Annotated in this window: 24 protein-coding genes; 14 read left to right on the top strand and 10 right to left on the bottom strand. The window is 60.2% G+C overall.

Features of this window, described 5'->3' with window-relative positions:
• Positions 1–14 precede the first annotated feature (14 nt).
• A complete protein-coding gene (gene mobA, locus J2Y39_RS10705; RefSeq protein WP_056788518.1) occupies positions 15–617 on the top strand; it encodes a molybdenum cofactor guanylyltransferase MobA in 603 nt (200 codons plus the stop codon).
• A gap of 78 nt (positions 618–695) precedes the next feature.
• The gene (locus tag J2Y39_RS10710) at positions 696–917 is read left to right on the top strand and encodes a YgdI/YgdR family lipoprotein (protein ID WP_016770600.1); all 222 of its coding nucleotides are present in this window, start codon (positions 696–698) and stop codon (positions 915–917) included.
• An 82-nt stretch (positions 918–999) separates the two neighbouring features.
• Here the strand turns inward: J2Y39_RS10710 and J2Y39_RS10715 are convergent, their stop codons facing one another.
• The 3 genes from J2Y39_RS10715 to J2Y39_RS10725 all read right to left on the bottom strand — a co-directional run bounded on the left by J2Y39_RS10715 (position 1,000) and on the right by J2Y39_RS10725 (position 2,628).
• Entirely contained in the window at positions 1,000–1,890 is an 891-nt protein-coding gene (locus tag J2Y39_RS10715; RefSeq protein WP_310217448.1) for a pseudouridine synthase, read from the bottom strand.
• A 70-nt stretch (positions 1,891–1,960) separates the two neighbouring features.
• Complete coding sequence (locus J2Y39_RS10720) at positions 1,961–2,278, bottom strand: hypothetical protein (RefSeq protein WP_016770837.1); 318 nt, start codon at positions 2,276–2,278, stop codon at positions 1,961–1,963.
• Between the two features lie 113 nt (positions 2,279–2,391).
• Positions 2,392–2,628, bottom strand: a complete 237-nt coding sequence (locus J2Y39_RS10725) for a glutaredoxin family protein (RefSeq protein ID WP_016770838.1) — start codon at positions 2,626–2,628, stop codon at positions 2,392–2,394.
• A gap of 198 nt (positions 2,629–2,826) precedes the next feature.
• Here J2Y39_RS10725 and J2Y39_RS10730 point away from each other — a divergent pair, with 198 nt between their 5' ends.
• A complete protein-coding gene (locus tag J2Y39_RS10730; protein ID WP_095182190.1) occupies positions 2,827–4,539 on the top strand; it encodes a monovalent cation:proton antiporter-2 (CPA2) family protein in 1,713 nt (570 codons plus the stop codon).
• Here J2Y39_RS10730 and J2Y39_RS10735 read toward each other — a convergent pair.
• Positions 4,536–5,744 carry an ammonium transporter gene (locus tag J2Y39_RS10735; protein ID WP_310217452.1) on the bottom strand — a complete coding sequence of 403 codons (1,209 nt, stop codon included), beginning with the start codon at positions 5,742–5,744 and terminating at the stop codon, positions 4,536–4,538. The genes J2Y39_RS10730 and J2Y39_RS10735 overlap by 4 nt on opposite strands.
• Before the next feature lie 302 nt (positions 5,745–6,046).
• Here J2Y39_RS10735 and J2Y39_RS10740 point away from each other — a divergent pair, with 302 nt between their 5' ends.
• The 8 genes from J2Y39_RS10740 to J2Y39_RS10775 all read left to right on the top strand — a co-directional run bounded on the left by J2Y39_RS10740 (position 6,047) and on the right by J2Y39_RS10775 (position 17,422).
• A complete protein-coding gene (locus tag J2Y39_RS10740) occupies positions 6,047–6,361 on the top strand; it encodes a YqjD family protein (RefSeq protein ID WP_016770842.1) in 315 nt (104 codons plus the stop codon).
• A 2-nt stretch (positions 6,362–6,363) separates the two neighbouring features.
• Positions 6,364–6,750 (top strand): phage holin family protein, encoded by a 387-nt coding sequence (locus tag J2Y39_RS10745; RefSeq protein WP_008079909.1) that lies wholly within the window; start codon positions 6,364–6,366, stop codon positions 6,748–6,750.
• Positions 6,747–7,085, top strand: a complete 339-nt coding sequence (locus tag J2Y39_RS10750) for a hypothetical protein (protein ID WP_016770844.1) — start codon at positions 6,747–6,749, stop codon at positions 7,083–7,085. Before J2Y39_RS10745 ends, J2Y39_RS10750 begins: the two co-directional genes overlap by 4 nt.
• 120 nt (positions 7,086–7,205) lie before the next feature.
• Complete coding sequence (locus tag J2Y39_RS10755) at positions 7,206–8,369, top strand: EAL domain-containing protein (RefSeq protein WP_310217455.1); 1,164 nt, start codon at positions 7,206–7,208, stop codon at positions 8,367–8,369.
• Between the two features lie 69 nt (positions 8,370–8,438).
• The gene (locus J2Y39_RS10760) at positions 8,439–9,767 is read left to right on the top strand and encodes a deoxyguanosinetriphosphate triphosphohydrolase (protein ID WP_016770846.1); all 1,329 of its coding nucleotides are present in this window, start codon (positions 8,439–8,441) and stop codon (positions 9,765–9,767) included.
• 380 nt (positions 9,768–10,147) lie between these two features.
• Positions 10,148–10,774: a response regulator transcription factor gene (locus J2Y39_RS10765; RefSeq protein ID WP_041478434.1), complete on the top strand. Its 627-nt coding sequence runs from the start codon at positions 10,148–10,150 to the stop codon at positions 10,772–10,774.
• An 8-nt stretch (positions 10,775–10,782) separates the two neighbouring features.
• On the top strand, positions 10,783–14,427 hold the full coding sequence (locus J2Y39_RS10770) for a transporter substrate-binding domain-containing protein (protein WP_310217460.1): 3,645 nt from the start codon (positions 10,783–10,785) through the stop codon (positions 14,425–14,427).
• 49 nt (positions 14,428–14,476) lie between these two features.
• Positions 14,477–17,422 carry an HD domain-containing phosphohydrolase gene (locus J2Y39_RS10775; protein WP_310217462.1) on the top strand — a complete coding sequence of 982 codons (2,946 nt, stop codon included), beginning with the start codon at positions 14,477–14,479 and terminating at the stop codon, positions 17,420–17,422.
• Here J2Y39_RS10775 and J2Y39_RS10780 read toward each other — a convergent pair whose 3' ends face one another.
• Together J2Y39_RS10780 and J2Y39_RS10785 are read right to left on the bottom strand one after the other, a co-directional pair.
• Entirely contained in the window at positions 17,423–17,905 is a 483-nt protein-coding gene (locus tag J2Y39_RS10780; protein WP_016770850.1) for a GAF domain-containing protein, read from the bottom strand. It abuts the gene before it with no gap.
• Positions 17,902–18,792, bottom strand: a complete 891-nt coding sequence (locus tag J2Y39_RS10785) for an ATP-binding protein (RefSeq protein ID WP_095182195.1) — start codon at positions 18,790–18,792, stop codon at positions 17,902–17,904. The genes J2Y39_RS10780 and J2Y39_RS10785 overlap by 4 nt, the downstream gene beginning before the upstream one ends.
• A gap of 165 nt (positions 18,793–18,957) precedes the next feature.
• Between J2Y39_RS10785 and J2Y39_RS10790 the strand changes: the two genes are divergently transcribed.
• Positions 18,958–21,279, top strand: coding sequence for a response regulator (locus J2Y39_RS10790; protein WP_305381229.1), 2,322 nt, complete (start codon positions 18,958–18,960; stop codon positions 21,277–21,279).
• Here J2Y39_RS10790 and J2Y39_RS10795 read toward each other — a convergent pair.
• The 3 genes from J2Y39_RS10795 to msrB all read right to left on the bottom strand — a co-directional run bounded on the left by J2Y39_RS10795 (position 21,266) and on the right by msrB (position 22,703).
• Positions 21,266–21,721 carry a MarR family winged helix-turn-helix transcriptional regulator gene (locus tag J2Y39_RS10795; protein WP_056788501.1) on the bottom strand — a complete coding sequence of 152 codons (456 nt, stop codon included), beginning with the start codon at positions 21,719–21,721 and terminating at the stop codon, positions 21,266–21,268. The two genes, J2Y39_RS10790 and J2Y39_RS10795, sit on opposite strands and share 14 nt — an antisense overlap.
• The gene (locus tag J2Y39_RS10800; protein WP_133339387.1) at positions 21,718–22,203 is read right to left on the bottom strand and encodes a glutathione peroxidase; all 486 of its coding nucleotides are present in this window, start codon (positions 22,201–22,203) and stop codon (positions 21,718–21,720) included. The genes J2Y39_RS10795 and J2Y39_RS10800 overlap by 4 nt, the downstream gene beginning before the upstream one ends.
• 104 nt (positions 22,204–22,307) lie before the next feature.
• The gene (msrB, locus tag J2Y39_RS10805) at positions 22,308–22,703 is read right to left on the bottom strand and encodes a peptide-methionine (R)-S-oxide reductase MsrB (protein ID WP_041478500.1); all 396 of its coding nucleotides are present in this window, start codon (positions 22,701–22,703) and stop codon (positions 22,308–22,310) included.
• A 224-nt stretch (positions 22,704–22,927) separates the two neighbouring features.
• Between msrB and J2Y39_RS10810 the strand changes: the two genes are divergently transcribed.
• Positions 22,928–24,139: a pyridoxal phosphate-dependent aminotransferase gene (locus tag J2Y39_RS10810; protein WP_310217470.1), complete on the top strand. Its 1,212-nt coding sequence runs from the start codon at positions 22,928–22,930 to the stop codon at positions 24,137–24,139.
• A gap of 302 nt (positions 24,140–24,441) precedes the next feature.
• Positions 24,442–25,329, top strand: a complete 888-nt coding sequence (gene htpX / locus J2Y39_RS10815) for a protease HtpX (protein WP_007908619.1) — start codon at positions 24,442–24,444, stop codon at positions 25,327–25,329.
• Positions 25,330–25,501: 172 nt separating this feature from the next.
• On the opposite strand, the gene J2Y39_RS10820 is transcribed toward htpX, so the two are convergent.
• The gene (locus tag J2Y39_RS10820) at positions 25,502–26,158 is read right to left on the bottom strand and encodes a thiopurine S-methyltransferase (RefSeq protein ID WP_310217473.1); all 657 of its coding nucleotides are present in this window, start codon (positions 26,156–26,158) and stop codon (positions 25,502–25,504) included.
• Positions 26,159–26,186 lie beyond the last annotated feature (28 nt).

A 26,186-nucleotide genomic window follows, 5' to 3' on the forward strand; every position in this document is an offset into this window, starting at 1 on the left:
TCTGGAGAGTCGTCATGCCCTCGAACAAGCCGTTGCCACCCTGCTCCGTCCTGCTTCTGGCCGGTGGACGCGGTCAACGCATGGGCGGTCAGGACAAGGGCCTCATCGAGTGGCTGGGCGAGCCGTTGATCGCGCATCTCCAGCGCAAGGTACGGCCGCTGACCGACGATCTGATCATCTCGTGCAACCGCAATCGCGAGCGTTATGCCGGGTTTGCCGATCAGTTGGTAATGGATGATGAAGGCGATTTCCCCGGGCCGCTGGCCGGTATTCGTGCTGGACTGAAAGCGGCGCGCCATGCGCATTTGCTGGTGTTGCCATGCGATGTGCCGCGAATCGACACGGCGTTGCTGGAAGCCATGCTGACCACTGCCGATCTGCAACGTGAAAAACCTTTAATGCTGCGCCACGGCGAGCACTGGGAACCGCTGTTGTGCGTGATTCCGGTGGCGCTGTTGCCAGCGTTCGAAGCAGCCTGGAATGCAGGCGAGCGCAGCCCGGGCAGGGTGATGCGCAGTCTCGGCGCCGTCGCATTGCAATGCCCTGACAACGACCCGCGACTGGCCAACCTCAACACCCCCGAATTGTTACATCTGCACAACACTGTGTCAGACTGACACTATCCAAGGAACTCTCACGCCTTGTTTACGTCTCAAGCTCAGTAACCAGAAGATTTCCCATTCGGAGACACACTCATGACTCAACGGACCCTCGCCACTTTCATGCTCGCACTGGGCCTGGCAACCCTCGCCGGTTGCTCCTCGCCGACAGTGATCACCTTGAATGACGGTCGCGAAATCCAGGCCGTCGACACCCCGAAATACGATGATGATTCGGGCTTCTACGAGTTCCAGCAGCTGGACGGCAAAGAGACCCGCATCAACAAGGATCAGGTTCGTACCGTTAAAGAGCTGTAAGGCTCCGCGTCGTTACCGGATACAGAAAAGCCCGCATTGTCATGCGGGCTTTTTCATGGGCGCTCGGAAAGCAGTTTCAGCATTACCACTGCAAGGTGATTCGACTCTCGAACTCCCGCAATTCCCCGGTCACCGGGTCAATGAAGCGCAGGCCTTGCGCAAGCAGCTTCAACGGGTTGGCGTAGTCGTCCTCGACATCTTTCAACACCGTCGGATAAAACGGGTCGTTGCAAATACTCGCTCCCAGCGCCGTCATGTGCACCCGCAACTGATGCTTCTTGCCCGTCACGGGATAGAGGCCATAGCGCCACAGATCACCATTTTTCTCACGCACCTCGACCGCCGTTTCGGTGTTGCTGACGCCAGGCCCTTCTTGCATGCGGAAGAACGGCTCGCCATCGACCAAACGGCTCTTGTGCACCAACGGGAAATTCAGCTCGGGCAGCGCCGGGGCGATCGCTTCATAGCGCTTGTCGATCTGCCGCGTCGGGAACAACGACTGATAGGCCGAGCGGGTTTGCGGGTTGGCCGAGAAGATCACCAAACCTGCCGTGTGCCGGTCGATGCGGTGCAGCGGCACCAGATGCGGATTGTCCAGCCGACGGATCAGCCGGCGCAGCAGGGTTTGTTCGACATATTCCCCGGCCGGGGTGACTGGCAGAAAATGAGGTTTGTCGGCCACTACCAGATGTTCGTCAGCGTAGAGAATCGACTCGAGCACCGGGATCGGCTTCTCGTCCGGCACTTCGCGAAAGTAGTGAATGCGCAGACCTTCCTTGTACGGCAAGTCCAGCGCAATCGGCTGGCCCTGCGCATCCAGCACCCGCCCGCGAGCAATCCGGTCGAGCCATTGTTCGCGGCCGATAGCGCTGAAGTGCTCGCACAGGCAATCGAGCACTGTCAGCCAAGGACCGGGCGGCAAATACAAGGTGCTGGCCTGATTGTGCGCAGCGGAAAATACGGGGCTGGTCATACGAAACAGAAATCCTCAATGCAGGCCGGCATTATCCAACAGTGAGGCAAAGCCACCTAGCGCAGTTTCATCAGGCCGGAATCGACTTGAGGGCCGCCGCTTCGGTGAACTCCTTCAGCCAGCGCAAGACATCGACCGCCTCCCAGCGACCCGGATCGTACAAGGCATACAGCAGGCCCTGATAACCGACCACATCCAGCTGCTTGTGATAACCGGCGCGCTGGAACAGGGCTTCGATCTCGGCAAAGCAGGTGTTGAAATGCAGCTTGTTGAACGGCGTCTTGCCTTCCGTGACCAGCCCGTCCAGGCGCAATTCGAGGACGGCCTCGCGCACCACGTCGACCGACATCCGGTTAACGCTGCTCTTCAACTGTTCGACATTGACCACGGTTCATCCCTCTGACTCGATTGCTGTATGGACATACAGTAACCGAAGAAGTCAGCGAGCGCCAACGCAAGGATGTATCGCTGCGACCAGCGGAAGAACGGTAGTAAACCCCATCATCGTAAAAACGCCGCGATTTCATCGCCACTGAACGGCCAATCCAGCTCCGCGCCAGTGTCAACGCGCCGCAGTACCGGGATGCGCAAGCTGTATTTTTCGAACCACGATTCGTCTTCGGCAATGTCCACCAGTTCAACCAGCAGACCATGCTCGACGAAGGGCATCAGCTCGGCTTCGGCGACTTCACACAGGTGACACCCGAGGGTGCCGAACAGCTGACATTCAGGAGGCATGACGGCATTACCGGAAAACAAGTGAGCCCATTCTAGGACGCCACTAAACCCTCGTCGACCCAGCGCCGCTCAAAGGACCCAGCGCTCCCGGCGCAAAATCCTGACGCAAATCATTCAGCGCAAATTGCAAATGCGTCATCCTCGCGGACTTTTTGCCTCTACGCTTCAGAGGCCAACGCCCTGACAGCGGAGTGTCCCGTGTTTGCAAATCTGTTGATCATCCTCGCCTCATCCCTGGTGGTGATTGCCCTGTTCCGGCGCCTGCGACTGCCGCCGGTACTGGGTTACCTGTGCGTGGGATTACTGGTCGGGCCGAACGCATTCGACTGGGTCAACGAGAGCGAACATCTGCCGGATGTCGCCGAGCTGGGCGTGGTGTTTCTGCTGTTTTCGCTAGGCCTGGAGTTCTCCCTGTCGAAGATGATTGCGCTGCGCCAGGTGGTGTTTCGCCTCGGCAGTCAGCAAGTGCTGATCAGCGCAGCGCTGCTCGGCACCCTGTTGATGGGCCTGGGCATGCCGCTGATGCCGGCGCTGTTGCTCGGTGCCGGATTATCGCTGTCATCCACGGCGATCGTGACCAAGGAGCTGGGCAGTCTTGGTGAAGTGTTCAGCAGCCACGGCCAGAACGCGGTCGGCGTGTTGCTGTTTCAGGACGTTGTCGCGGTATTGCTGCTGACACTGGTTCCGGTCTTCGCCGGCACCAGCGAGCAGGCCTGGTATTGGGCCTTGCCGTTGACCCTGGGCAAAACCTTGGTGCTGTTCTTCGGCCTGCTGCTCGCCAGTCGCTGGTTATTGCCACGGCTGTTTCATGAAGTGGCGGCCTCGCGTTCGGCGGAGCTGTTCGTCCTGCTGGCGCTGGTGATCGTGCTGCTGACTGCCTGGCTCACGCACTTGCTGGGGCTGTCGCCTGCACTCGGCGCTTTCCTTGCCGGCATGTTGCTCGGGGAAAGCCATTACCGGCACCAGATCGAAGCTGACATCCGGCCCTTTCGCGACATTCTGCTCGGCGTGTTCTTCGTCAGCATCGGCATGCTCATCGACCTGCAACTGTTCGTCAGTCACAGCCTGTTGATCATCGGCCTTACGCTTGGCCTGATGCTGATCAAGGGCACCGTGGTCGCGCTGCTGGTGAAGTGGCGCGGCAGTGACAGCGAAACCGCGTGGCGCAGCGGTCTGGCCCTGGCCCAGGGCGGGGAGTTCTGTTTTGCCTTGATGGCGCAGATGCAGCAGAACAGTCTGTTGCCGGCCGAGCCGGGGGCGCTGCTGCTCGCGGCGACGTTCTGTTCGATGCTGCTCACGCCACTGCTGTTGCGTGCGGCGCCGCGCATTGCGGCCGTGCTGCACCGCAAGCCCAATCAGGAGGCGCAGATCGAACAGATCAGCGCGCTCAACGCCGACCTCGACCAGCACGTGGTGATCTGCGGCTACGGTCGCGTCGGCCAGTCCATCGGCCGCTTCATGGGCAATGCGGGGCAAGCCTATGTTGCGCTGGACAACGATCCGGTGCGGGTGCAGGAAGCCGCATCCGCGGAAAGCGACGTGCATTACGGCGACTCGTCGCGTGGCGATCTGCTTACTGCGGTTGGCCTGTTGCGCGCCAGGCTGCTGGTGATTGCCGTGGATCAAAGTGACGTGGCGTTGCGCATTCTGCGCGAAGCCCGGCGACTCAACCGACAGGTGCCGATTCTGGTACGCACCCGTGACGACAGCCAATCGGCGGAGCTCAGAGCCGCCGGCGCCACCGAGGTGGTGCCGGAGCTTCTGGAGTCGAGCCTGATGCTCGCTTCACACGCGCTGATCATGCTTGGCCTGCCCGCGCACAAAGTGCAGGAGAAGGTCGATCAAGTGCGTATCGATCGCTATCGCCTGCTCCACGGTTTCTATCCCGGAGCCAATGATGAGGAAATCTAGTCCTGACTCACCGCGCCGATCTTGTGCAGCGACAGGTCGGCGCCGTAATACTCTTGTTCCTGACTCAGGCGCAGCCCATGCAATGCCTTGATCGCGCCGTAGACGACGAAGCCGCCGACCAGCGCCACCGCGACGCCAAGCGCAGTGCCGATCAACTGGCTGATCAGGCTGACGCCGCCCAGGCCACCCAGCGCAGACTGACCGAAGATGCCGCAGGCAATCCCGCCCCACACGCCACACAAACCATGCAACGGCCAGACACCCAAGACATCATCGATGCGCCATTTGACTTGCGCAGCGGTAAAGCACCAGACAAACAAGGCTCCGGCGATCGCGCCGGTCACCAGCGCTCCGACCGGATGCATCAGGTCGGAGCCGGCGCAAATCGCCACCAGCCCGGCCAGCGGGCCGTTGTGCAGAAAGCCCGGGTCATTGCGCCCAACGATCAACGCCGCGACGGTACCGCCGACCATGGCCATCAGCGAGTTGACCGCGACCAGGCCACTGACGCCTTGCAGCGTCTGCGCGCTCATCACGTTGAAGCCGAACCAGCCGACAATCAGGATCCACGAGCCCAGTGCGAGAAACGGAATGCTCGACGGCGCGAACGCGACCAGGCGTCCATCGCGATAGCGACCATTGCGCGGCCCGAGCAGCAGAACAGCGGCCAACGCCAGCCAACCGCCCACGGCATGCACCACCACCGAGCCGGCGAAATCATGGAATGCCGCGCCAAACTGCGCCGCCAGCCAGCTTTGCAAACCGAAGTTGCCGTTCCAGATCAGCCCTTCGAAGAACGGATAGATAAACGCCACGATCAGCGCCGTCGCGCACAACTGCGGGACAAACCGCGCGCGTTCGGCAATGCCGCCGGAAATGATCGCCGGGATCGCGGCAGCGAAGGTCAGCAGAAAGAAAAACTTCACCAGTCCATAGCCATGGTCAGCCGTGAGCACCGCCGCCGGTTGCATGAAGGTGACGCCATAGGAGATCCAATAGCCTATAAAGAAATAGGCCTGGGTCGAGACGGCGAAGTCGCTGAGGATTTTCGCCAGCGCGTTGACCTGGTTCTTCTGCCGGACCGTGCCGACCTCCAGAAAGGCGAAACCGGCGTGCATCGCCAGTACCATCACCGCACCGATCAGAATGAACAACGTGTTGGAGCTGTGAACCAGCGTGTCCACAGCGCTTTGCAGATTTTCCATGAGGAGGCAGACCCAAGGCTGAAAGGCACCAAAGCGGTTCATGCGGGCATTTCATGCACCAAATCAAGACTCACCAGTCATGCAACGGGAGGGGTTGATGAACTGATTTGGCGCATTTATCGATGTCCGATCACGAACTGCTAGTAAATTAATTAGAGTTTTTCTGCTGGGACGCCCGGCAACAGCGCACATATACCGAGCGACGCACCACGACACAGCAAAAGTTGTACCAGGCATTTGCACTGAACCTTCGCGCAAGGCTCATACTCGAACGCTTCAAAGCCACCTACGGAGATCCACCCATGGCCAGCATCAAGGCAAAGACTGCTCAAGAAATCCTGATGAACGACTTCCAGACTCTGGTCGCCGACACCGAACGCTTGCTCGAACACACCAAGACCCTCGCGGGTGATCAGGCCGATGAGCTGCGTGCCCAGATTCATGACAGCCTGCTGCGTGCCCGGGAAACCCTGAAGGTGACCGAAGACACCCTGCGTGAGCGCGGTCAGGCGGCCGTAACCGCTACTGAAGACTATGTGTCGGCCAACCCATGGCAGTCGGTGGGCATCGCTGCCGGCGTCGGCTTTCTGATCGGCCTGCTGGCAACTCGGCGCTGATCATGTCGATCGGTGAATCCGGCCCGACTGCGGGCACCGCCTCCTCTACGCGTCGCCTCGGCGCTGCCGTTCTGGGCCTGCTGCACAGTCATGTCGAACTGTTCGGCATCGAGCTGCAGGAGCAGAAATCACGCACTGTCAGCCTGCTGCTGTTCGCAGGCCTGGCGCTGGTTTTTGCCCTGCTGTTGCTGGTAGGTCTGTCGACGCTGGTGATGATCATCTTCTGGGACACCTACCGCCTGGCGGCGATCATCGGCCTGTGCGTGTTTTACACGCTGGCGTCGATCTTCTGCGGTCTGCGCCTCAAAGCGGCGATTTTCGATGAGTCCTCGCCTTTCCACGGCACGCTCGAAGAGCTGGCCAACGACCGGGAGCGTCTGCTGCCATGAGCCTGCCTGAACTTCCGCACAACAGCTCCCGCCGGGAAATGCGCAAGGCGCTGATCCGCCTGCGCATGGAAATGCACCGTCAGGAAATCCGCCACGAAACCGCGCAAGTGCTGCAACCGTTGCAGCGCATGCGTGGCATGAAGCAGAACGTGCAGGATGGTTTCGGCATCAAGCACGCGCCGTTGTGGGGCGTGGCGGCGGTGACGCTGCTGGGTTTCCTCACCGGCAAAGGCTCGAAACGCAGCAGTGGTGGCGGTTTGACGCGACTGCTGCGTCTGGGCACGACGCTTGGGCCGCTGATCAGACTGGTCATGCACAGCTCGGGCAAACGCTGAATCGCCCTTCTGGCTACATTCTTGCAGTAGCGCCGGGATGAATCTCCTTATCGGGAGATTCCATCCCGCGTGCCTATCCGGCAAGCGCGGCCAAACCAAAAACAAGATTAAGGACTTGCCGTGATCGACGGGCAACCGCTCGCCTGTTTTCAGCCTTTCATCGATACCGCCACCGGCCGCATTGCAGGCGTCGAAGCATTGGGTCGCCTGCGTCAGAGCGATGGTCAACTGACCTCGGTAGGACCGTTGTTCGCCGATCCGAGCACGCCGGCCACTGCCTTGCGCCGTCTCGACCGGCAAATCCGTGATCACGCCCTCAGCCGCCTGCATGAAGCGCCGGCCGAGTGGTTTCTCAGTCTGAACATGTCGCCACGCTGGATCAGCCGCCTGCGCGCCGATCAAGCGCTGCCAAGTCTCAAACAACTGGCGCGACACGAGGTTGATCCGCAGCGCATCGTTTTCGAGATCACCGAACTGGGTGGTAACAGCGAACGCCTGGCCCACGTGGTCGGGCGCTACCGTGACGCAGGGGCGAGAATCGCCATTGATGATTTCGGCGCAGGCTATTCGCAGCTGGATCGGGTGCTGGCCCTGCAACCGGACATTCTCAAGCTCGATATGCGCCTGTTTCAGGCTGCAGCCCTCGGCGGACCGAGCAGCGATGTGGTAAAGGCTCTCGCCCAGATGGCCGAGAAAACCGGCTGCTGGATCATCGCCGAAGGCGTCGAAACCGAAGCGCAGCTGAATTTCGCGCTGGAGTGCGGCTCGCGCTATGTGCAGGGATTTCTCTTCGCCCGGGCACAAGAAGAATTCTTCGCTACCGATGCCTTCGTCGCGCATTTCGCGCAATTGCGGCAACGCTACGTGAAGCAGAAACTCAGCGAGCGCGGGCGGCTGATGCAAATGCGTCAGCAGCTCAGCGAACTGATGGCGATTCTGCAGCAATGGGCGCAGGCCCGCGCCCCGCTCAGTGCGTTGCCGCAATTGCAGGCGTTTCCCTGGCTGCTGCGCTTTTATCAGTGCGACCGCCACGGCACGCAGCTGACCCCCAACCTGGAATGGCGCCATAACGGCTGGTTCGCCGATGATCGCTATCTGGGGCACAACTGGTCGTGGCGACCGTACTTCTATCATCTGCTGGCCGAAGGCTGGGAAGAACGCCGCCTGACCCTGTCCAACACCTATCGCGACGCCACCAGCAACCAGTATTGCCTGACTGCCGGACAGTTCTTCGATAACGGTGAACGGCTGCTGCTGATCGATATCGATGCGGCGGGTCTGTAGTTCCGCTTGCAGGCGCGGGGCCGAACCGGGAAGCTAGGGCGATCAGTCACCAGACGGAGAGATTCAGCCTTGGATTGGCCAACCCTGCTCAACCGCGAACGCCTCGGCAAGCCGCTGCACAGCCCGCAAGAACTCGGCCGCAGCCCTTTTCACAAAGACCATGACCGCATCATTTTCTCCGGGGCCTTCCGCCGCCTCGGGCGCAAGACCCAAGTGCATCCGGTCACCAGCAACGATCACATTCACACGCGCCTGACCCATTCGCTGGAAGTCAGTTGTGTCGGCCGTTCGCTGGGCATGCGTGTCGGTGAAACCTTGCGCAGCGCGCTGCCAGACTGGTGCGACCCGGCCGACCTCGGCATGGTCGTGCAGTCGGCCTGCCTGGCCCATGACATCGGCAATCCGCCATTCGGCCATTCCGGCGAAGACGCGATTCGCCACTGGTTTCAACAAGCCGCCGGGCGCGGCTGGCTCGATGGCATGAGCGAAGCCGAGCGTGGTGACTTCCTCAATTTCGAGGGCAATGCTCAAGGCTTTCGCGTGCTGACGCAGCTTGAATATCACCAGTTCGATGGCGGCACGCGCCTGACTTACGCGACGCTGGGCACCTATCTGAAGTACCCGTGGACCGCGCGCCACGCCGACTCCCTCGGCTACAAGAAACACAAATTCGGCTGCTACCAAAGCGAGCTGCCATTGCTCGAACAGATCGCGCACAAACTCGGTCTGCCGCAAATCGAAGACCAGCGCTGGGCACGCCATCCATTGGTGTACTTGATGGAGGCTGCCGATGACATCTGCTACGCGCTGATCGATCTCGAAGACGGTCTGGAAATGGAGCTGCTCGAATACGCCGAAGTCGAGTCACTGCTGCTCGGTCTGGTCGGCGACGATTTGCCGGAAACCTATCGCCAGCTCGGCCCGCAGGATTCCCGGCGGCGTAAACTGGCGATCCTGCGCGGCAAGGCCATCGAGCACCTGACCAACGCGGCGGCGCGGGCATTTGTCGAACAGCAGGATGCCCTGCTCGCCGGCACACTGCACGGCGATCTGGTCGAACACATGCACGGGCCGGCAAAGCGCTGCGTGTTGAACGCCAAGGACATCGCGCGCAAGAAGATCTTCCAGGACAAGCGCAAGACGCTGCATGAGATCGGCGCGTATACCACGCTGGAGATTCTGCTCAATTCGTTCTGCGGTGCCGCGCTGGAGCAGCACAACGGCCGCACGCCGTCGTTCAAGAGCCGGCGTATTCTCGATTTGCTCGGCAACAATGCGCCGGACCCTCAAGGTTCGCTGCACAGTTCGTTTCTGCGCATGATCGATTTCATCGCCGGCATGACCGACAGTTACGCCAGTGACATGGCACTGGAAATGACCGGCCGCTCAAGTCATTGATCGTCCCCCATCAGCCGGCCATTGGTCTGGCCGGCTGATGCCCGGTGAGTTATCGCCACGAACGTTATACGCGTTCTTTAAACTGGTAAGACTGGATCGCGCTGACCCAGGCAACCAAACAAAACGAACCGCACTTGTTAAACACAACTTTAAACACCAGTAAATAATTGGAGATCAATATTGGCTCTCGGATAATTTCCATCTTCGGCGAATTGAACTCTCGTGCTTCCTTACGCCAATCCTAATTTCAACGTAGTCCATTTCTTCATTACGCGTAGGATTAATCCGATAACGTAGTCGCGACACTACCAGTCCATGCGAGTGCTCATGCATCTGAGCTAAGGTGCGCGCTTTATTCATGCTTGCATGGGACTCTATTTATGAACTCCGTTTTTATTGTGGACGATCATCCGGTCATCCGCCTCGCCGTGCGAATGCTCCTGGAACATGAAGGCTACAAGGTCGTCGGTGAGACCGATAACGGTGTCGATGCCATGCAGATGGTCCGTGAATGCATGCCCGACCTGGTCATTCTCGATATCAGCATTCCCAAGCTGGACGGCCTCGAAGTACTGGCCCGCTTCAACACCATGGGTTCCAATTTCAAGATTCTGATTCTGACGGCGCAGTGTCCTACGCTGTTCGGTATCCGCTGCATGCAATCCGGTGCATCGGGATATGTCTGCAAGCAGGAAGACTTGAGCGAATTGGTCAGCGCAATCAAAGCGGTACTTTCCGGTTACAACTACTTCCCCAGTCAGGCACTTAATCCGGTGCGCAGCGATGACACTCGATATGCAGAACTTGAACTATTCAAATCCGTTAATGATCGCGAGCTGATGGTATTGCAGTTATTTGCACAAGGACGCACCAACAAGGAAATTGCCAAGGGCATGTTTCTGAGCAACAAGACCGTCAGCACTTATAAAAAGCGTCTGATGCAAAAACTCAAAGCCAGATCCCTTGTAGAACTTATCGAGATGGCCAAACGCAACGCACTCGTGTGAGACCCCACATGCCCAGCCGTCTGAAGGACTACCTGATCACCTTGAGCGCCGTTCTGTATCTGAGCGCCAATGCCTTCGCCTCGCCAAGCCCCTCACCCGACTATGCGTTGCTCAGCCGCTCGGCAACCGAGGCTGTCGGGATTGTCCTGCAATCGTCACAACGGCAATGGCTACAGACTCGCAGCGAACTGAAACTGGGTACCTCCGCACCTGATTACCCGCCATTCGACATGACCGTCAGTGGCCAGGACTACGAGGGACTGACCGCCGATTACGCAGGGATTCTCGGTCAAGCCACCGGTTTGCCGATTCGCGTGCAACGCTTTCCCTCGCGCGAGGCTGCCATTCGCGCCTTGATCGATGGCCAGATCGACCTGCTTGGCACAGCCAACGGCTACGAAGCAGGCAATGCCAACCTCGCGCTCTCCACACCTTACGCGGTCGATCAGCCGGTACTGGTGACCCGCGAAGATGAAACCCGCTCGCTAACCGAAGGCCTCGCCGGCCTGCGCCTGAGCATGGTGTATCACTATTTGCCGCTGCCGGAGATCAAGGCGCTGTATCCCAAAGCGCTGATCACCTGCTATCCGTCCTATCAGAACGCAATCAACGCGGTGGCCTTCGACCAGGCCGATGTGTTTCTCGGCGACACCCTCTCCACCCATTACATGATCAACAAGGGCTATCTCAATAACGTCCGCATGGCCAACTTCGGCAAGCAGGAAGCCCATGGCTTCAGCTTCGCCGTGCGGCGCAGCAATCCGCAGTTGCTGGGCATCATCGACACCGTGCTAGCAGCGATCCCGCGCAGCCAGCGCGATGACATCGCCAAACGCTGGAGCGCCGGCAGCGACCTGCTGCTCACCGACAGTAAACTCCAGCTGACGGATCGTGAGGAGAACTGGCTCAAGCAGCATCCCGTCGTCAGCGTAGTGGTCAATGAGGCGTACGCACCGTTGACCTTCTTCGACAGCGCCGGCAATTTCCGCGGCATCAGTGCCGACCTGCTCGAGCTGATCCGCTTGCGTACCGGCCTGCGTTTCGAAATCCAGCGCAGCCGTAACGATGCGGAAATGATCAGGCAGATCGACAATCACAAGGCCGATCTGATTGCCGCCCTGCTGCCCAGCGCCGAACGTGAAAAAAACCTGAGTTTCAGTCGTCCCTATCTGGAAAATTCCTACGTGCTGCTGACCCGCAAAAGCGCCGACAGCCCGACCAACCTGGCCCAACTCAAAGGCAAGCGGCTGGCGATCGCCCAGGGCAACCCGCTGGTCGCCTACTTGCATGAGAATTTTCCGGGTATCGAACTGATCGAAACGCCCGACACGTTCAGCGCCGTATCGATGCTGGCCGACAATCACGTCGACGGCGCGGTGAACTCGCTGGTGATCGCCAACTATTTCATCTCCTCGCGCATCTTTGACCGGCCACTGCAAATCACCACCACCATCGGCACCAGTCAGGCCGCCTTCTCGCTGGCGACCGCCCGTGACAACACCGAACTGGCCTCGATCATCAACAAGGCGCTGCTGAGCATCGCTCCCGAGGAGCTCGGCGTGATCAACGGCCGCTGGCGCGGTTACTCCACGGCATCACAGAACATCTGGCAAAACTACCAGCGCCTGTTCTACCAAGTAGTCGCAGCCGCCGGCCTGATCCTGCTGCTGTTGTTGACCTGGAACGCCTACATGCGCCACCAGATCAAGCAACGTCAGGCTGCCGAACGCGCGCTGAACGATCAACTGGAGTTCATGCGCTCGCTGGTTAACGGCACACCACACCCGATTTACGTGCGAGATCGCCAGGGTCTGCTGCAAAGTTGCAACGACAGTTATCTCGAAGCCTTCAACGCCAGACGCGAGGACATCATCGGCAAAGGCGTCGTGCAAGGCACCCTGAGCAACGCGTTCGAGGCCGAGGCATTCCAGGCCGATTACCAGAGAGTCATTGCCGAAGGCATTCCCTTGATACTCGACCGGCCTCTGCACATCGGCAGCCGCCGCCTGACGATTTACCACTGGATACTTCCCTACCGCGACTCCAGCGGTGCCGTCCAGGGCATCATTGGCGGCTGGATCGATATCAGTGAACGCCGCCAATTGTTTGAAAAACTGCGTGCGGCCAAAGAACAGGCAGACGAGGCGAACCGGGCCAAAAGTACCTTCCTGGCAACCATGAGCCACGAGATCCGTACACCGATGAACGCCGTGATCGGCATGCTCGAACTGACCCTGCGACGCATCGATCCGCAGCACCCCGATCGCGCTTCGATCGACACGGCCTACCATTCGGCCAAGGATCTGCTCGGGCTGATCGGCGATATCCTCGACATCGCCCGCATTGAGTCCGGCCGTCTGAGCCTGTCTCCGGAGTGGATCAATCTGGTCGACACGGTGACCTCCGTTGCGCGCATCTTCGACGGCCTAGCGCGGCAGAAAAATCTTGCCTTGCAAGTCGTCTTCAACCCGCCGCACCCGGCTGTGGATGTGCACCTGGATCCGCTGCGCTTCAAGCAGGTGCTGTCCAACCTGGTCAGCAACGCTATAAAGTTCACCGAAAGCGGCCACGTGCGGATCACCCTCGACCTGATCCCGGCAGACGCTGCTGGGCGAACATTGATGCAGCTGACCGTGCAGGACAGCGGCTCAGGCATCAGCGCCGAAGATCAACAGCGCTTGTTCGAACCTTTCTCGCAGGCGGATAACGGCAGTAGGCAGGCAAAAAACGGCGCCGGACTCGGGCTGGTCATCAGTCGCAACCTGTGCGAAATGATGGGCGGACAACTGCAGTTGAGCAGCCAGCCCGGCATCGGCACTCAGGTTTGCATATCGCTGCCGCTGGACAGCCTGCCGGCAAAGGTGAATCCGCCGAAAAGCGAACCGTTGATCAAGCCTGCGACAACGCCGTTACATGTCCTGGTTGTCGACGACCATCCGGCCAACCGTTTGCTCATGTGTCAGCAACTGGAGTTTCTCGGTCATCGCTTCAGCATTGCCGAAGATGGCTGCAGCGGCCTCGAGCGGTGGAAGGCCGATCATTTCGATCTGGTGATCGTCGACTGCAACATGCCCTTGATGAACGGCTATGACATGACCCGTGGGATTCGCCAGCTTGAACTGCAAAACCACCGCCCGCCGTGCACCGTGCTGGGTTTCACCGCCAATGCCCAGCCCGAAGAAGTCCAGCGCTGCAAGCTCGCCGGCATGGACGACTGCCTGTTCAAACCGTTGAGTCTGACCTTGCTCGGACAATGGATCGACGGCATCACGCCGGCATCACCGGCCTCGGTCTTCGACCTGCAAAGTCTGAGCCTGCTGACCGGCAACAACCCCGGGCAAACCCGGCGCATGCTGGTGGAACTGCTCAAGAGCAGCCGTCTCGACCGCGAAGAACTGCTGAGGCTGTCGCCCGAGGATGATCGCGAAGCGCTGGCAGTGGTTGCGCACAAGATCAAGGGCGCAGCACGCATCGCGCAGGCCTCGCGGTTGATCGAATGTTGCGATGAGCTCGAGGACGCCTGCCAGCAAGCGCTCGCGTCACAGGAGATTGCCCGTCGCTGGGCGGCAACCAGCCAAGCGATGCTCGAACTGGCGCAGGCCCTGCAACAGCAATTGACCCTGGCCGATCAAGGCACAGTGAGCGAGTCTTAACTATGCTTGGACGCTGAGCAGTGAGTTAAACATTCATGGAGAGCCTGCAATGCACAGCCCACTGCGCCCCGAGCAACGCCGGTTGCCGCTGCACGTGCACATCAGCGTCATGTTCACCTTTCTTTTATTGCTCACCGGAGTGGTGCTGGGCCTGTTCAATTACCACCAGACCACGCAGATCATCCTGTCGAGCAGCGAAAAGCTGTTTGACCGCATCGAGCAGGATGTACGCCTCGATCTGCAGGCAACCTATCAGCCGATCCGCAACCTGTTGAGCCTGCTGGCGGATACCCCGGCAGCCCAGGCTAGTGATCTGGAACAACGCCTGCCCTTGCTCAAACCCTTCAGCCAGTCGCTCACCGACAACCCGGCGCTGGCGTCGCTGTATCTGGGTTACGCCAATGGCGATTTCTTCATGGTGCGCGCGCTGCGTACTCCGGCTCTGAAGGCGCAGCTTCAGGCGCCGGAAGCGGCGGCCTATCAAGTCTGGAGCATCGAGCATGCTCCACAAGGCGCCATACGCTCGCAATCATTGTTCTTTGATCAGGCCCTGACACCGATCAACCGCCGCGAGCATCCCCAAGAGCCGTACGATCCGCGCAGCCGGACCTGGTTCAGCGACGCCCTGCAACAGGCCGGGCAAATCACCACCGAGCCCTATGTATTTTTCTCGACCCACAATGTCGGCACCACGCTGGCCCGGCGCAGCGGCGAGAACGCGGTGATCGGCGCCGACCTGACCCTCGCTTCGCTGTCGACCGCCCTGGGCAAGCACCAGGTCACGCCTTCGACAGAGATCGCGCTGTACGACACCGACGGCAACGCCGTGGCTTACCCCGACAGCCATCGCCTGATCGTCGATGACCGCACTGCGCGGCTGGCCAGAGCGGCCGATCTCAGCCCTGAGCTGAACGCGCTGCTCAGCTCCGACAATATCGGCAAGCGTCTGCAAGTAAACGACCGGCAATGGATCGTCGCACGCACCGGCATCGAGGAAGGCGGGCCGAAAGGTCTGCAACTGGCGCTGCTGGTGCCGGAAGACGAATTACTGGTGGATGCGTTCCGGATGCGCTGGCAAGGCGCGCTGATCACCCTGGCCATCCTGTTGCTGTGCCTGCCATTGGGCTGGGTGATTTCGCGGATTCTGGTCAAGCCGCTGCATGCCTTGGTCAAGGAAGCCGACGCGATCCGCAGCTTCGACTTCAGTTCTCCGCTGGCGCGCCGCTCGCCCGTACTGGAAGTCGATCAATTAAGCCTGTCGATGGCGCGGATGAAAGAAACCCTGGGCAGTTTCTTCCGCATCACCGACAGCCTGTGCGCCGAAACCCGTTTTGCCCCGCTGCTCGAACGTGTGCTGTTCGAAACCGTACAGATTGCTCAGGCGCAGGCCGGTCTGATCTACCTGCGCGAAGCTGACGGCGCGCGCATGGAGCCTTATGGATTGGTCATCGATGGCGTGCCGCAGAAGCTGGAGGCGTTCGACATTGAGGGACGCGAGCTGCATAAGAACACCGGCCCGGCGTGGTTCGAGCAACTGGCCAGCGCCAACAATACCGTCAGCCATCTGGGCTTCGATCAGGCCGGCGACTTGCAGAAAATCCTCCTCGCCATGGAATCACCGCGCATTCACCTGATCGGCATCCGCCTGCACAACCAGCACGATGAAACCATCGGCCTGCTGATTCTGCTGGTCAATGACAGTGGTGAGCCGAGTGATCTGGAAAAGCTGCGGCCTGACCGAATTGCCTTCTTGCAGGCGGTGTCCGGCGCGGCGGCGGTGAGCATCGAAAGTCAGCGTCTGCAAGCGCGGCAGAAACAACTGCTCGACGCCTTCATCCAACTGCTGGCCAGCGCGATCGACGCCAAGAGCCCCTACACCGGCGGCCATTGCCAGCGGGTGCCGGAACTGACGTTGATGCTCGCCCAGGCTGCTGCGGCAAGCCAGGACCCGGCGTTCAGCGCTTACCAACCGAGCGAGGATGAATGGGAGGCGTTGCACATCGCCGCGTGGCTGCACGATTGCGGCAAGGTCACGACGCCGGAATACGTGGTCGACAAAGCCACCAAGCTCGAGACCATCAACGACCGCATCCATGAAATCCGCACCCGCTTCGAAGTGCTCAAGCGTGACGTGTGGATCAACTACTGGCAGACCCTGGCAAGCGGTGCAGACGAAGCGGCGCTGGCCCGCGCCCGTGATAGTGAGTTGCTGATGCTCGACGACGACTTCGCCTTTGTCGCCCGCTGCAATCTCGGTGGCGAGGCCATGGCCGAGGCTGATCTGCAACGCCTCGAGCGAGTGGCGCAACGCAGATGGCTGCGCACACTTGATGATCGCGTCGGTGTGTCCTGGGAAGAAAACCGCCGCCAGGCGAAAACCCCTGCGCCGCTGCTGCCCGTCAGTGAAAGTCTGCTGGCCGACAAACCCGAGCATCTGATCGAACGCGACAAGAGCGAACTGATCCCCGAGGACAACCCCTGGGGCTTCAAACTCGATGTGCCCGCGCACAAGTACAACCGCGGCGAGTTGTACAACCTGAAGATCGGCCGCGGCACGCTGACTCGCGAAGAGCGCTACATCATCAACCATCACATGGTGCAGACGATCATGATGCTCAGCCACCTGCCCTTCCCCGGCCACCTGGACAGCATTGCCGAGATCGCCGGCGGTCATCATGAAAAAATGGACGGCACCGGGTATCCGAAACGGCTGAAACGCGAGGAGATGAGCCTGCCGGCGAGGATGATGGCGATTGCCGATATTTTCGAAGCGCTGACCGCCGCCGATCGCCCTTACAAGAAAGCCAAGTCGTTGAGCGAGGCGCTGGGGATCATGGCGACCATGTGCCGTGAAGCGCACATCGATGCGCCGCTGTTCGGCCTGTTCATCAATGAGGGTGTGTACATGCAGTACGCGACGCGGTTTCTTGATCCCGCGCAAATCGACAGCGTGGATACGGCCAGCCTGTTGCACAAGGCTGGCCTCGGGGGTTGATCAGCAGTCGGTCAGGCGCAGGAAAATCGCCGCCAGTTGTTCGATGCCGGCCTGATCTTCGGCGCCGAAACGCGCCAGCTTCGGGCTGTCGAGGTCGAGCACGCCGATCAGGCGACCGTCCTTGACCAAGGGCACTACCAGTTCGCTGTTGGACGCGCTGTCGCAGGCGATGTGACCGGGGAAAGCATGCACATCCTCGACGCGCTGGGTTTGCAGGCTGGCAGCAGCAGCGCCGCAAACACCGCGCCCGAACGGGATGCGCACGCAAGCGATCTGGCCCTGAAACGGGCCGAGTACCAGCTCTTCGTTGCGATTGAGGTAGAAACCGGCCCAGTTCAGATCATCGAGCTGGTTGAACAGGAATGCGGAAAACTGCGCGGCATTGGCGATGAAGTCGCGTTCGTCCGCCAGTAGCGATTCCAGTTGTGCGGCCAACATACCGTAGCCTTCGAGGCCCTGGCCGCTTTGTTGCAAATCAATCATGCCTTGTGCTCCAGCAATTTCAGTCCCACCCAGTAGCGGGCGAATTGATACGCGCAACGTCCGTTGCGATTACCGCGGCCGGTGGCCCAGCGCACGGCGAGGATGTCCAGTGCTTCGTCGCGCTGCCAGCTCAGGCCGGCCTTGGCGGCCAACTGGCCGATCCAGTGCTCGACGACGTCGAGAAAATGTTCTTGGGTAAACGGGTAGAACGACAGCCACAGGCCGAAACGGTCGGACAGGGCGATCTTGTCTTCCACCGCTTCGCTCGGGTGCAGTTCGCCGTCGACGCGCTTCCAGTTTTCGTTGTCGCTTTCCTTTTCCGGCACCAGGTGGCGGCGGTTGGAAGTGGCGTACAACAAGACATTGTCGGGGGCCTGCTCGAGCGAACCGTCGAGCACGCTTTTCAGCACGCGGTAGTCGCCTTCGCCGGATTCGAACGACAGGTCATCGCAGAACAGCACGAATCGTTGCGGCAATTTGGCGACTTGCTCGACCACGCGTGGCAGGTCAGCCAAGTGATCGCGTTCGATCTCGATCAGACGCAGGCCGGCACCGGCGTGCTCGGCCAGCAACGCACGCACCAGCGAAGACTTGCCGGTACCGCGTGAACCCCAGAGCAAGGCGTGGTTGGCCGGCATGCCATCAAGAAATTGTTGTGTGTTGCGCCCCAACTGCTCCAACTGCCGGTCGACGCCGATCAGGTCGGACAGACGCATGTCGAGGCTGACTTCCAGCGGCAACAGGTAACCGCTGCGACCGTCACGCTGCCAGCGCGCTGCCAGGCATGTGTTCCAGTCAATGACGGGGCGCGGTGCCGGCAACAGTGGTTCGATTCGCGCCAGAACCGACTCGGCGCGTTCAAGAAAAGCATTCAATCGGGAATCCACGTCTTCTCCTCGGGCACTTTCACAGTGATGATGACGATCCAGCGACGACACACAGATAAAATCGCCTCAGCAAGCCTTGTTACAAGGCGATTCGGGAACCTCGGTATCCCTGCATGATCGACTATGCTTGAGCAGCGAAGGGAAACGGAAGTGGTTCAACAACCCATGGATATCAAATTCACCCACCGGCTGTCTTACAAGCAAGCCAGGCTTACCGTGCTGGTCGGGTTCATTCTGGGCACCCTGCTCAGTCTGCTGCAGATCGGCATCGATTATGCCAGCGAAGACGCTTCCATCAACCGTGAAATCCTCGCGCTGCTGGAAATCAGCCACAATCCGGCCTCGCGCATCGCCTATAACATCGACGCCGAGCTCGCGCAGGAGCTCACCCTCGGCCTGCTGCGCTCGCCGGCGATCATCGCCGCGCAACTGATCGACAACAACGAGACCGTGCTGGCCAGCGTCAAACGCCCGGAACTGCAGAGCAGCTATCGGCTGATCAGCGACTTCCTGTTCGGCGCCAAGCGTCATTTCGAAGATCGTCTGTACCTCGACCACTTGCCCAACGAATCCCTCGGCGTCCTCAAGCTTGAAGTCGACACTTATGCCTTCGGCAGCCGCTTCCTGCGCCGCGCGGAAGTCACCCTGCTCAACGGTTTTGCCCGCAGCCTGCTGCTGACCGGGATCCTCCTGGCGCTGTTCTACGTGATGCTGACCAAGCCGTTGGTGCGGGTCATCCGTGAGCTCAGCGGTCGCGACCCGCGCAGCGCCGAGCCGACCACGCTCGAGTGCCCGGCCGGCCACGGCAACGATGAAATCGGCGTGCTGGTCAAGGTCGCCAATCAGCAGTTCGAGAACATCGCCACCGAAATCCAGCAACGGCGCACCGCGGAAAACCGCCTGACCGAATACCTCGCGCAACTGGAAGACATCGTCTCTGCGCGCACCGCCGAACTCAAGGCAATCAACGCCCGCCTCAGTCAATCCAACGAAGAGCTGGAAGTGGCCCGCCGCACTGCGCTGGACATGGCCGAAGCGCGTTCGGCGTTTCTGGCCAATATGAGCCATGAGATCCGCACGCCACTCAACGGTTTGCTGGGGATGATCGCGCTGTCGCTGGATGGCCCGCTCAACGCCGAGCAGCAGCAACAACTGTCAATCGCCCACGACTCGGGCAAGGTGCTGGTGGAACTGCTCAACGATATTCTCGACCTGTCGAAATTCGACGCCGGGCAACTGGAGCTGGAAAACATCCCCTTCGACCTCGGTTCGCTGATCGAAGACACCGCCAACCTGCTCTCGCAGAACGCCGCGCCAAGCGTCGAGCTGACCTGTCTGATCGAGCCGCACTTCCCGGCGCTGGTGCTGGGCGACCCGACCCGGGTGCGGCAGATCGTCAGCAACCTGCTGTCCAACGCGTTGAAATTCACCCGTTTCGGTCGGGTCGATGTGCGTCTGTCGGCGTACAAGGGTGGCGTGCGCATCGAAGTCTGCGACACCGGCATAGGCATCGCCCAGGAAGCGCAGGTGAAAATCTTCCAGCCGTTCACCCAGGCCGGCGCCGGTATCACCCGTCAGTACGGCGGCACCGGGCTGGGGCTCGCGCTGACGTACAACCTGTGCGAGGCGATGCAGGGTCGGCTGACCATCAGCTCCGAAAGCGGCTTCGGCAGCCAGTTCTGCGCCGAACTGCCACTGCCCTCTCACACCCGCGCGCTGCCGCCGATACCGTTACGCGGCAAGGTTCTCGCCATCACCGCTGCCAGCAGTGGCCTGGCGGAATTGCTGAAAAGCCTGTTGCCGGTGTGGGGCCTGGAATACACGCAGCGCACTATTGATGATTCGCTGCTGGGCCTGAGTCCGGATGTGCTGATCACCGATTGCCCGGAATGCCTGTTCGGTCTGCGCCCTAGCATCACCGCGCCGATTCTGCTGGTGACTGCTTACGGCAGTTTTCTGCCCAGCGAAGAAGCCGCCGCCCTCGCCCCCTTGCAGCAGCAAGCCCGGCCGCTGGCGCGCAACGCGCTGTACCAGCATCTGCGACGGATTCTGCAACCGGACGCCGCCACCCTCAACGAAGCACAAGCGGATGCCTTGCCGTCCGCGCGCCGGGGCAAGGTGCTGCTGGTCGAGGACAACCCGGTCAATCAACTGGTCGCCAAAGGCATGCTCGGCAAGCTTGGCTGCGATGTAGTGGTGGCGGGCCATGGTGCCGAGGCGCTGGATCAGCTGGAGTTTGCCGATTTCGATCTGGTGCTGATGGACTGCAACATGCCGGTGATGGATGGCTATGAAGCCAGTCGGCAGATTCGCCAGAGCGGGCGCTGGCCGAATCTGCCGATTGTCGCGCTGACCGCCAATGCCATGTCCGAGGAACGCGAACGCTGCCGCGCGGCGGGCATGAGCGACTATCTGGCCAAACCGTTTCGCCGCGAAGAACTCGCCGCGTTGCTTGATCAGTGGATGCCGACTACTAAAGCCCTTTGATCTGCCCGAGTAAATGATCGAGGCCGGCGCGCAAATCATTGAGCCGGTCGAGATCTACGCCACTGTCGCAGAGCAGGCGCGCCTTGAGTGGCCCGACCTGCTCGCGCAGTGCTGTTCCGGCAGGCGTCAGGCTCAGGTGCATCTCGCGTTCATCCCGCGCCGAGCGCCGACGCTGGACCAGATCGCTCTGCTCCAGACGTTTGAGCAAAGGCGTCAACGTCCCCGAGTCCAGGGCCAGGCGTTCGCCCAAGGCCTTGACCGTCGGTTGCTCCGGCGCAGCATCCTGCCATTCCCACAGCACCAGCATCGCCAGGTACTGCGGGTAGGTCAGGCCCAACTGATCGAGCATCGGCTTGTAGGCGCGAATCACCGCCCGCGAGGCCGCGTACAGCTTGAAGCACAACTGGCTGTCGAGCTTCAGCGAATCAACCGCCAGGCTCATTTCAGCAGAGCTTCGATCTCGCCGCTCAGGTCCTGCGGCTTGGTCGTCGGGGCGAAACGCTTGACCAACTGGCCATCCTTGCCGATCAGGAACTTGGTGAAGTTCCACTTGATGCCCTGCGAGCCGAGCACGCCCGGGGCGCGCTTCTTCAACTGCACGAACAGCGGATGGGCATCGGCGCCGTTGACGTCGATCTTCTTGAACAGCGGGAAGCTGACGCCGAAATTCAGTTCGCAGAATTCGCTGATGGCGCCCTCATTGCCCGGCTCCTGTTTGCCGAACTGGTTGCAGGGGAAACCCAATACCACCAACCCCTGGTCCTTATAGGTCTGCCAGAGTTCTTCAAGACCCTTGTATTGCGGAGTGAAGCCACACTTGCTCGCGGTATTGACCACCAGCACGGCTTTGCCGGCGAAATCGGCCAAGGTCTTTTGCTCGCCCTTGATGGTAGTGCACGGGATATTCAGCAGGTTGTCGCTCATGGGTCGGCTCCGCAATGGTCAGGAAGGCGCAAACATAACGAGCAATTGAATTGTGTGCAATCTAATTGACCGATAAAAAGGCGACGCGATGTCGCCTGTTTCGGTTATTCCCGGGGCTCGAGATTCAGGCACACCGAGTTGATGCAATAACGCAGGCCGGTCGGTGGTGGGCCATCCGGGAACACGTGGCCCAAGTGCGCATCACAGCGCGCGCATTTCACTTCGGTGCGGATCATGCCGTGGCTGGTGTCGCGGATCTCAGTCATCGCGCTATCGCCGATCGGCGCGTAAAAGCTCGGCCAGCCGCAGCCGGAGTCGAATTTGGTCTTGGAGTCGAACAGCGGCTCGTTGCAGCAGACACAGTGGTAGACACCGTCGGTTTTGGTGTTGTTGTATTTGCCCGAAAACGGACGCTCGGTGGCACTCAGACGGCAGACGTTGTACTGCTCGGGGTCGAGCATGGCACGCCATTCTTCCAGGGTTTTCTGCAACTTTTCCATCATCACACCTCAGCGGCTGAAAAAGCCCGATCTGTACCTTTTCCACGGATCGGGCGGCACGTATGATTGCGCCTCGTCACGCGCCAGTCTGGCAGCCAGACCGGGCGCATTCAAACGGATTCTGAGCGCTAAAGCGCCAGACCTCCGCCTGTGCGAAGACGCAGCAATCCCAGTACGGTTGTCCATTTGCCGCCTGGATCGTTCATTTTCGGGATCACATCGCCATGCAGTTCAGCAAATCGAACAAGCTCGCCAACGTCTGCTATGACATTCGCGGCCCGGTGCTCAAGCACGCCAAACGACTGGAAGAGGAAGGCCAGCGCATCCTCAAGCTGAACATCGGCAACCCGGCGCCGTTTGGTTTCGAAGCGCCGGACGAAATCCTCCAGGACGTGATCCGCAACCTGCCGACCGCGCAAGGTTACAGCGACTCCAAAGGCCTGTTCAGCGCGCGCAAGGCGGTGATGCAGTACTACCAGCAGAAGCAGGTTGAAGGTGTCGGCATCGAAGACATCTACTTGGGCAACGGCGTTTCCGAGCTGATCGTGATGTCGCTGCAGGCGCTGCTCAATAATGGCGACGAAGTGCTGGTGCCAGCCCCGGACTATCCGCTGTGGACCGCTGCCGTCAGCCTCGCTGGCGGTAACGCCGTGCATTATCTGTGCGACGAAGGCGCCGACTGGTTTCCGGATCTGGCCGACATCAAGGCCAAGATCACCCCGAACACCAAGGCCATGGTGATCATCAACCCGAACAACCCGACCGGTGCGGTGTACTCGAAGGAAGTGTTGCTGGGCATGCTGGAAATCGCCCGCGCGCACAACCTGGTGGTGTTCTCGGACGAGATCTACGACAAGATTCTTTATGACGACGCCGTGCATATCTGCACTGCCTCGCTGGCGCCGGATCTGCTCTGCCTGACGTTCAACGGCCTGTCGAAATCCTACCGCGTGGCCGGTTTCCGCTCCGGCTGGATCGCCATCTCCGGGCCGAAACACAACGCGCAGAGCTACATCGAAGGCATCGACATGCTGGCCAACATGCGCCTGTGCGCCAACGTGCCGAGCCAGCACGCAATCCAGACCGCGCTGGGCGGCTACCAGAGCATCAAGGATCTGGTGCTGCCGCAGGGTCGCCTGCTGGAGCAGCGCAATCGCACTTGGGAGTTGCTCAACGATATTCCCGGCGTCAGCTGCGTGAAGCCGATGGGCGCGTTGTACGCGTTCCCGAAAATCGACCCGAAGGTCTGCCCGATCCACAACGACGAGAAGTTCGTGCTTGATCTGCTGCTTTCCGAGAAGCTGCTGGTGGTGCAGGGCACGGCATTCAACTGGCCGTGGCCGGATCACTTCCGCGTGGTCACCCTGCCCCGCGTCGATGATCTGGAAATGGCCATCGGCCGCATCGGCAACTTCCTCAAGTCCTACCGCCAGTAATGGCCAGCAGTGCGCAACGGATTGACTGTTGCGCACTGTCTGATTCAGCAACACATCTTTGTTCCGCGCCTTTGCAGCCCTTCTACACTTGCGATGCGAGCCGTACAGACGTGTCTGACCTAATGGCGGCGGGGCGAAAGGCTGTGTCATCCGTGTCGGAATCGAGGGTGGGAATTTTCTTTTTCCTCAAGAAACCGCTGTAGGACACAGTTTGAAATAGTCACTCGGTTGAATAGCCCGGTGCCGCACCTTATATACCCCGCAGTACGCTACATCTTTAGCTTGAGGAGAGTTCTACAACCATGATGCGCATCCTGCTGTTTTTGGCCACTAACCTGGCGGTCGTGCTGATAGCCAGCATCACCCTGAGCCTGTTCGGCTTCAACGGGTTCATGGCGGCCAACGGGGTCGACCTCGACCTCAGTCAGCTGCTGGTCTTCTGTGCGGTCTTTGGTTTCGCCGGCTCGCTGTTCTCGCTGTTCATCTCCAAGTGGATGGCGAAGATGAGCACCGGTACGCAAATCATCAGCCAGCCACGCACTCGTCATGAGCAATGGCTGCTGCAAACGGTCGAGCAATTGTCCCGCGAAGCCGGGATCAAGATGCCTGAAGTCGGGATTTTCCCGGCCTACGAAGCGAATGCTTTCGCTACCGGCTGGAACAAGAACGACGCGCTGGTCGCGGTCAGCCAGGGCCTGCTCGAGCGATTCTCGCCCGATGAAGTGAAAGCCGTACTGGCCCACGAAATCGGTCACGTCGCCAACGGCGACATGGTCACGCTGGCTCTGATCCAGGGCGTGGTGAACACCTTCGTGATGTTCTTCGCGCGGATCATCGGCAACTTCGTCGACAAGGTCATCTTCAAGAACGAAGAAGGCCAGGGCATCGCCTATTACGTGGCGACCATCTTCGCCGAACTGGTGCTGGGCATCCTCGCCAGCGCAATCGTCATGTGGTTCTCGCGCAAGCGCGAATTCCGTGCCGACGAAGCCGGCGCCCGCCTGGCCGGTACCAGCGCGATGATTGGTGCTCTGCAACGTCTGCGCGCCGAACAGGGCCTGCCGGTGCATATGCCCGACACCCTGAACGCCTTCGGCATCAACGGTGGCATCAAACAGGGCTTCGCCCGCATGTTCATGAGCCACCCGCCGCTGGAAGAGCGTATTGACGCACTGCGTCGTCGCGGTTGATTTGATCGCAATAAAAAAGAAGGCCCGCAGTGATGCGGGCCTTTTTTTGTATCTTCAGATCATGCGTTGTCAGCAAAGTCCCATTCGCGAGCAGGCTCGCTCCCACCTTTGAAACGCATTCCCCTGTGGGAGCGAGCCTGCTCGCGAAGACGCCGGAGCTGCTAATAAAAAACTATCTGGAAGAAACCCGATAAACCCGCTCCACCAACCACTCAACCCCGCCCTGTAGAAACTTGGGGCTCTCAGCCAGAATATCTCGCTCTTCCAGTTTCTCCAGCTGCCAACCCTGGCCCAGCAGCCGCTGCGCCTCATCATCATCCACCGCAAACGGCGGTCCCGGGATCTGCGTCTGATCGTAATCCAGGGTAATCACCAGCCCTTTCATCTCCGGCGCCAGCAAGTGCTGCAAATGCGCCGCGTAGCGCTGGCGCATCGCGTCCGGCAAGGCAATCAGCGCGGCGCGGTCATACAGCGCAGTACAATCTGCGACGTCCTCGGCCGTCAGCGCAAAAAAATCACCGCACCACAATTCGAACGCAACACTGCGATAAACCTTGAATGCGCCCTGCTCGCTGATCTGCGGTTGCAACTGATGTTCGCTGAAAAACTCCTCGACAGCCTTTTCCGCTAGCTCAACCCCAATCACCTGGTGTCCCTGCCCGGCAAGCCAGAGCAGATCCAGACTCTTCCCGCACAGCGGCACCAGCACACGCGCCGACGGTGCAATCGCCAGCTCCGGCCAGTAGCGCTGCAAATACGGGTTGGCCTCGGGCTGATGAAAGCCGATCTGGTTCGAATCCCATTTCTTGTACCAAAACTCAGGCTGCATGGATCACTCCCGAAAAACCGATGAAAAA

Origin of the sequence: Pseudomonas sp. 2957 (assembly GCF_031456345.1) — a bacterium.
GTDB lineage: Bacteria > Pseudomonadota > Gammaproteobacteria > Pseudomonadales > Pseudomonadaceae > Aquipseudomonas > Aquipseudomonas siliginis.

Coding starts and splice junctions, on each gene's coding strand:
- J2Y39_RS10745 (WP_008079909.1), top strand. CDS start 6,364: ATGTCGATCGGTGAATCCGGCCCGACTGCGGGCACCGCCTCCTCTACG.
- J2Y39_RS10790 (WP_305381229.1), top strand. CDS start 18,958: ATGGATATCAAATTCACCCACCGGCTGTCTTACAAGCAAGCCAGGCTT.
- J2Y39_RS10735 (WP_310217452.1), bottom strand. CDS start 5,744: ATGGAAAATCTGCAAAGCGCTGTGGACACGCTGGTTCACAGCTCCAAC.
- J2Y39_RS10810 (WP_310217470.1), top strand. CDS start 22,928: ATGCAGTTCAGCAAATCGAACAAGCTCGCCAACGTCTGCTATGACATT.
- htpX (WP_007908619.1), top strand. CDS start 24,442: ATGATGCGCATCCTGCTGTTTTTGGCCACTAACCTGGCGGTCGTGCTG.
- J2Y39_RS10820 (WP_310217473.1), bottom strand. CDS start 26,158: ATGCAGCCTGAGTTTTGGTACAAGAAATGGGATTCGAACCAGATCGGC.
- J2Y39_RS10725 (WP_016770838.1), bottom strand. CDS start 2,628: ATGCCTCCTGAATGTCAGCTGTTCGGCACCCTCGGGTGTCACCTGTGT.
- J2Y39_RS10770 (WP_310217460.1), top strand. CDS start 10,783: ATGCCCAGCCGTCTGAAGGACTACCTGATCACCTTGAGCGCCGTTCTG.
- J2Y39_RS10780 (WP_016770850.1), bottom strand. CDS start 17,905: ATGATTGATTTGCAACAAAGCGGCCAGGGCCTCGAAGGCTACGGTATG.
- J2Y39_RS10710 (WP_016770600.1), top strand. CDS start 696: ATGACTCAACGGACCCTCGCCACTTTCATGCTCGCACTGGGCCTGGCA.
- J2Y39_RS10775 (WP_310217462.1), top strand. CDS start 14,477: ATGCACAGCCCACTGCGCCCCGAGCAACGCCGGTTGCCGCTGCACGTG.
- msrB (WP_041478500.1), bottom strand. CDS start 22,703: ATGGAAAAGTTGCAGAAAACCCTGGAAGAATGGCGTGCCATGCTCGAC.
- J2Y39_RS10795 (WP_056788501.1), bottom strand. CDS start 21,721: ATGAGCCTGGCGGTTGATTCGCTGAAGCTCGACAGCCAGTTGTGCTTC.
- J2Y39_RS10800 (WP_133339387.1), bottom strand. CDS start 22,203: ATGAGCGACAACCTGCTGAATATCCCGTGCACTACCATCAAGGGCGAG.
- J2Y39_RS10715 (WP_310217448.1), bottom strand. CDS start 1,890: ATGACCAGCCCCGTATTTTCCGCTGCGCACAATCAGGCCAGCACCTTG.
- J2Y39_RS10765 (WP_041478434.1), top strand. CDS start 10,148: ATGAACTCCGTTTTTATTGTGGACGATCATCCGGTCATCCGCCTCGCC.
- J2Y39_RS10740 (WP_016770842.1), top strand. CDS start 6,047: ATGGCCAGCATCAAGGCAAAGACTGCTCAAGAAATCCTGATGAACGAC.
- J2Y39_RS10750 (WP_016770844.1), top strand. CDS start 6,747: ATGAGCCTGCCTGAACTTCCGCACAACAGCTCCCGCCGGGAAATGCGC.
- mobA (WP_056788518.1), top strand. CDS start 15: ATGCCCTCGAACAAGCCGTTGCCACCCTGCTCCGTCCTGCTTCTGGCC.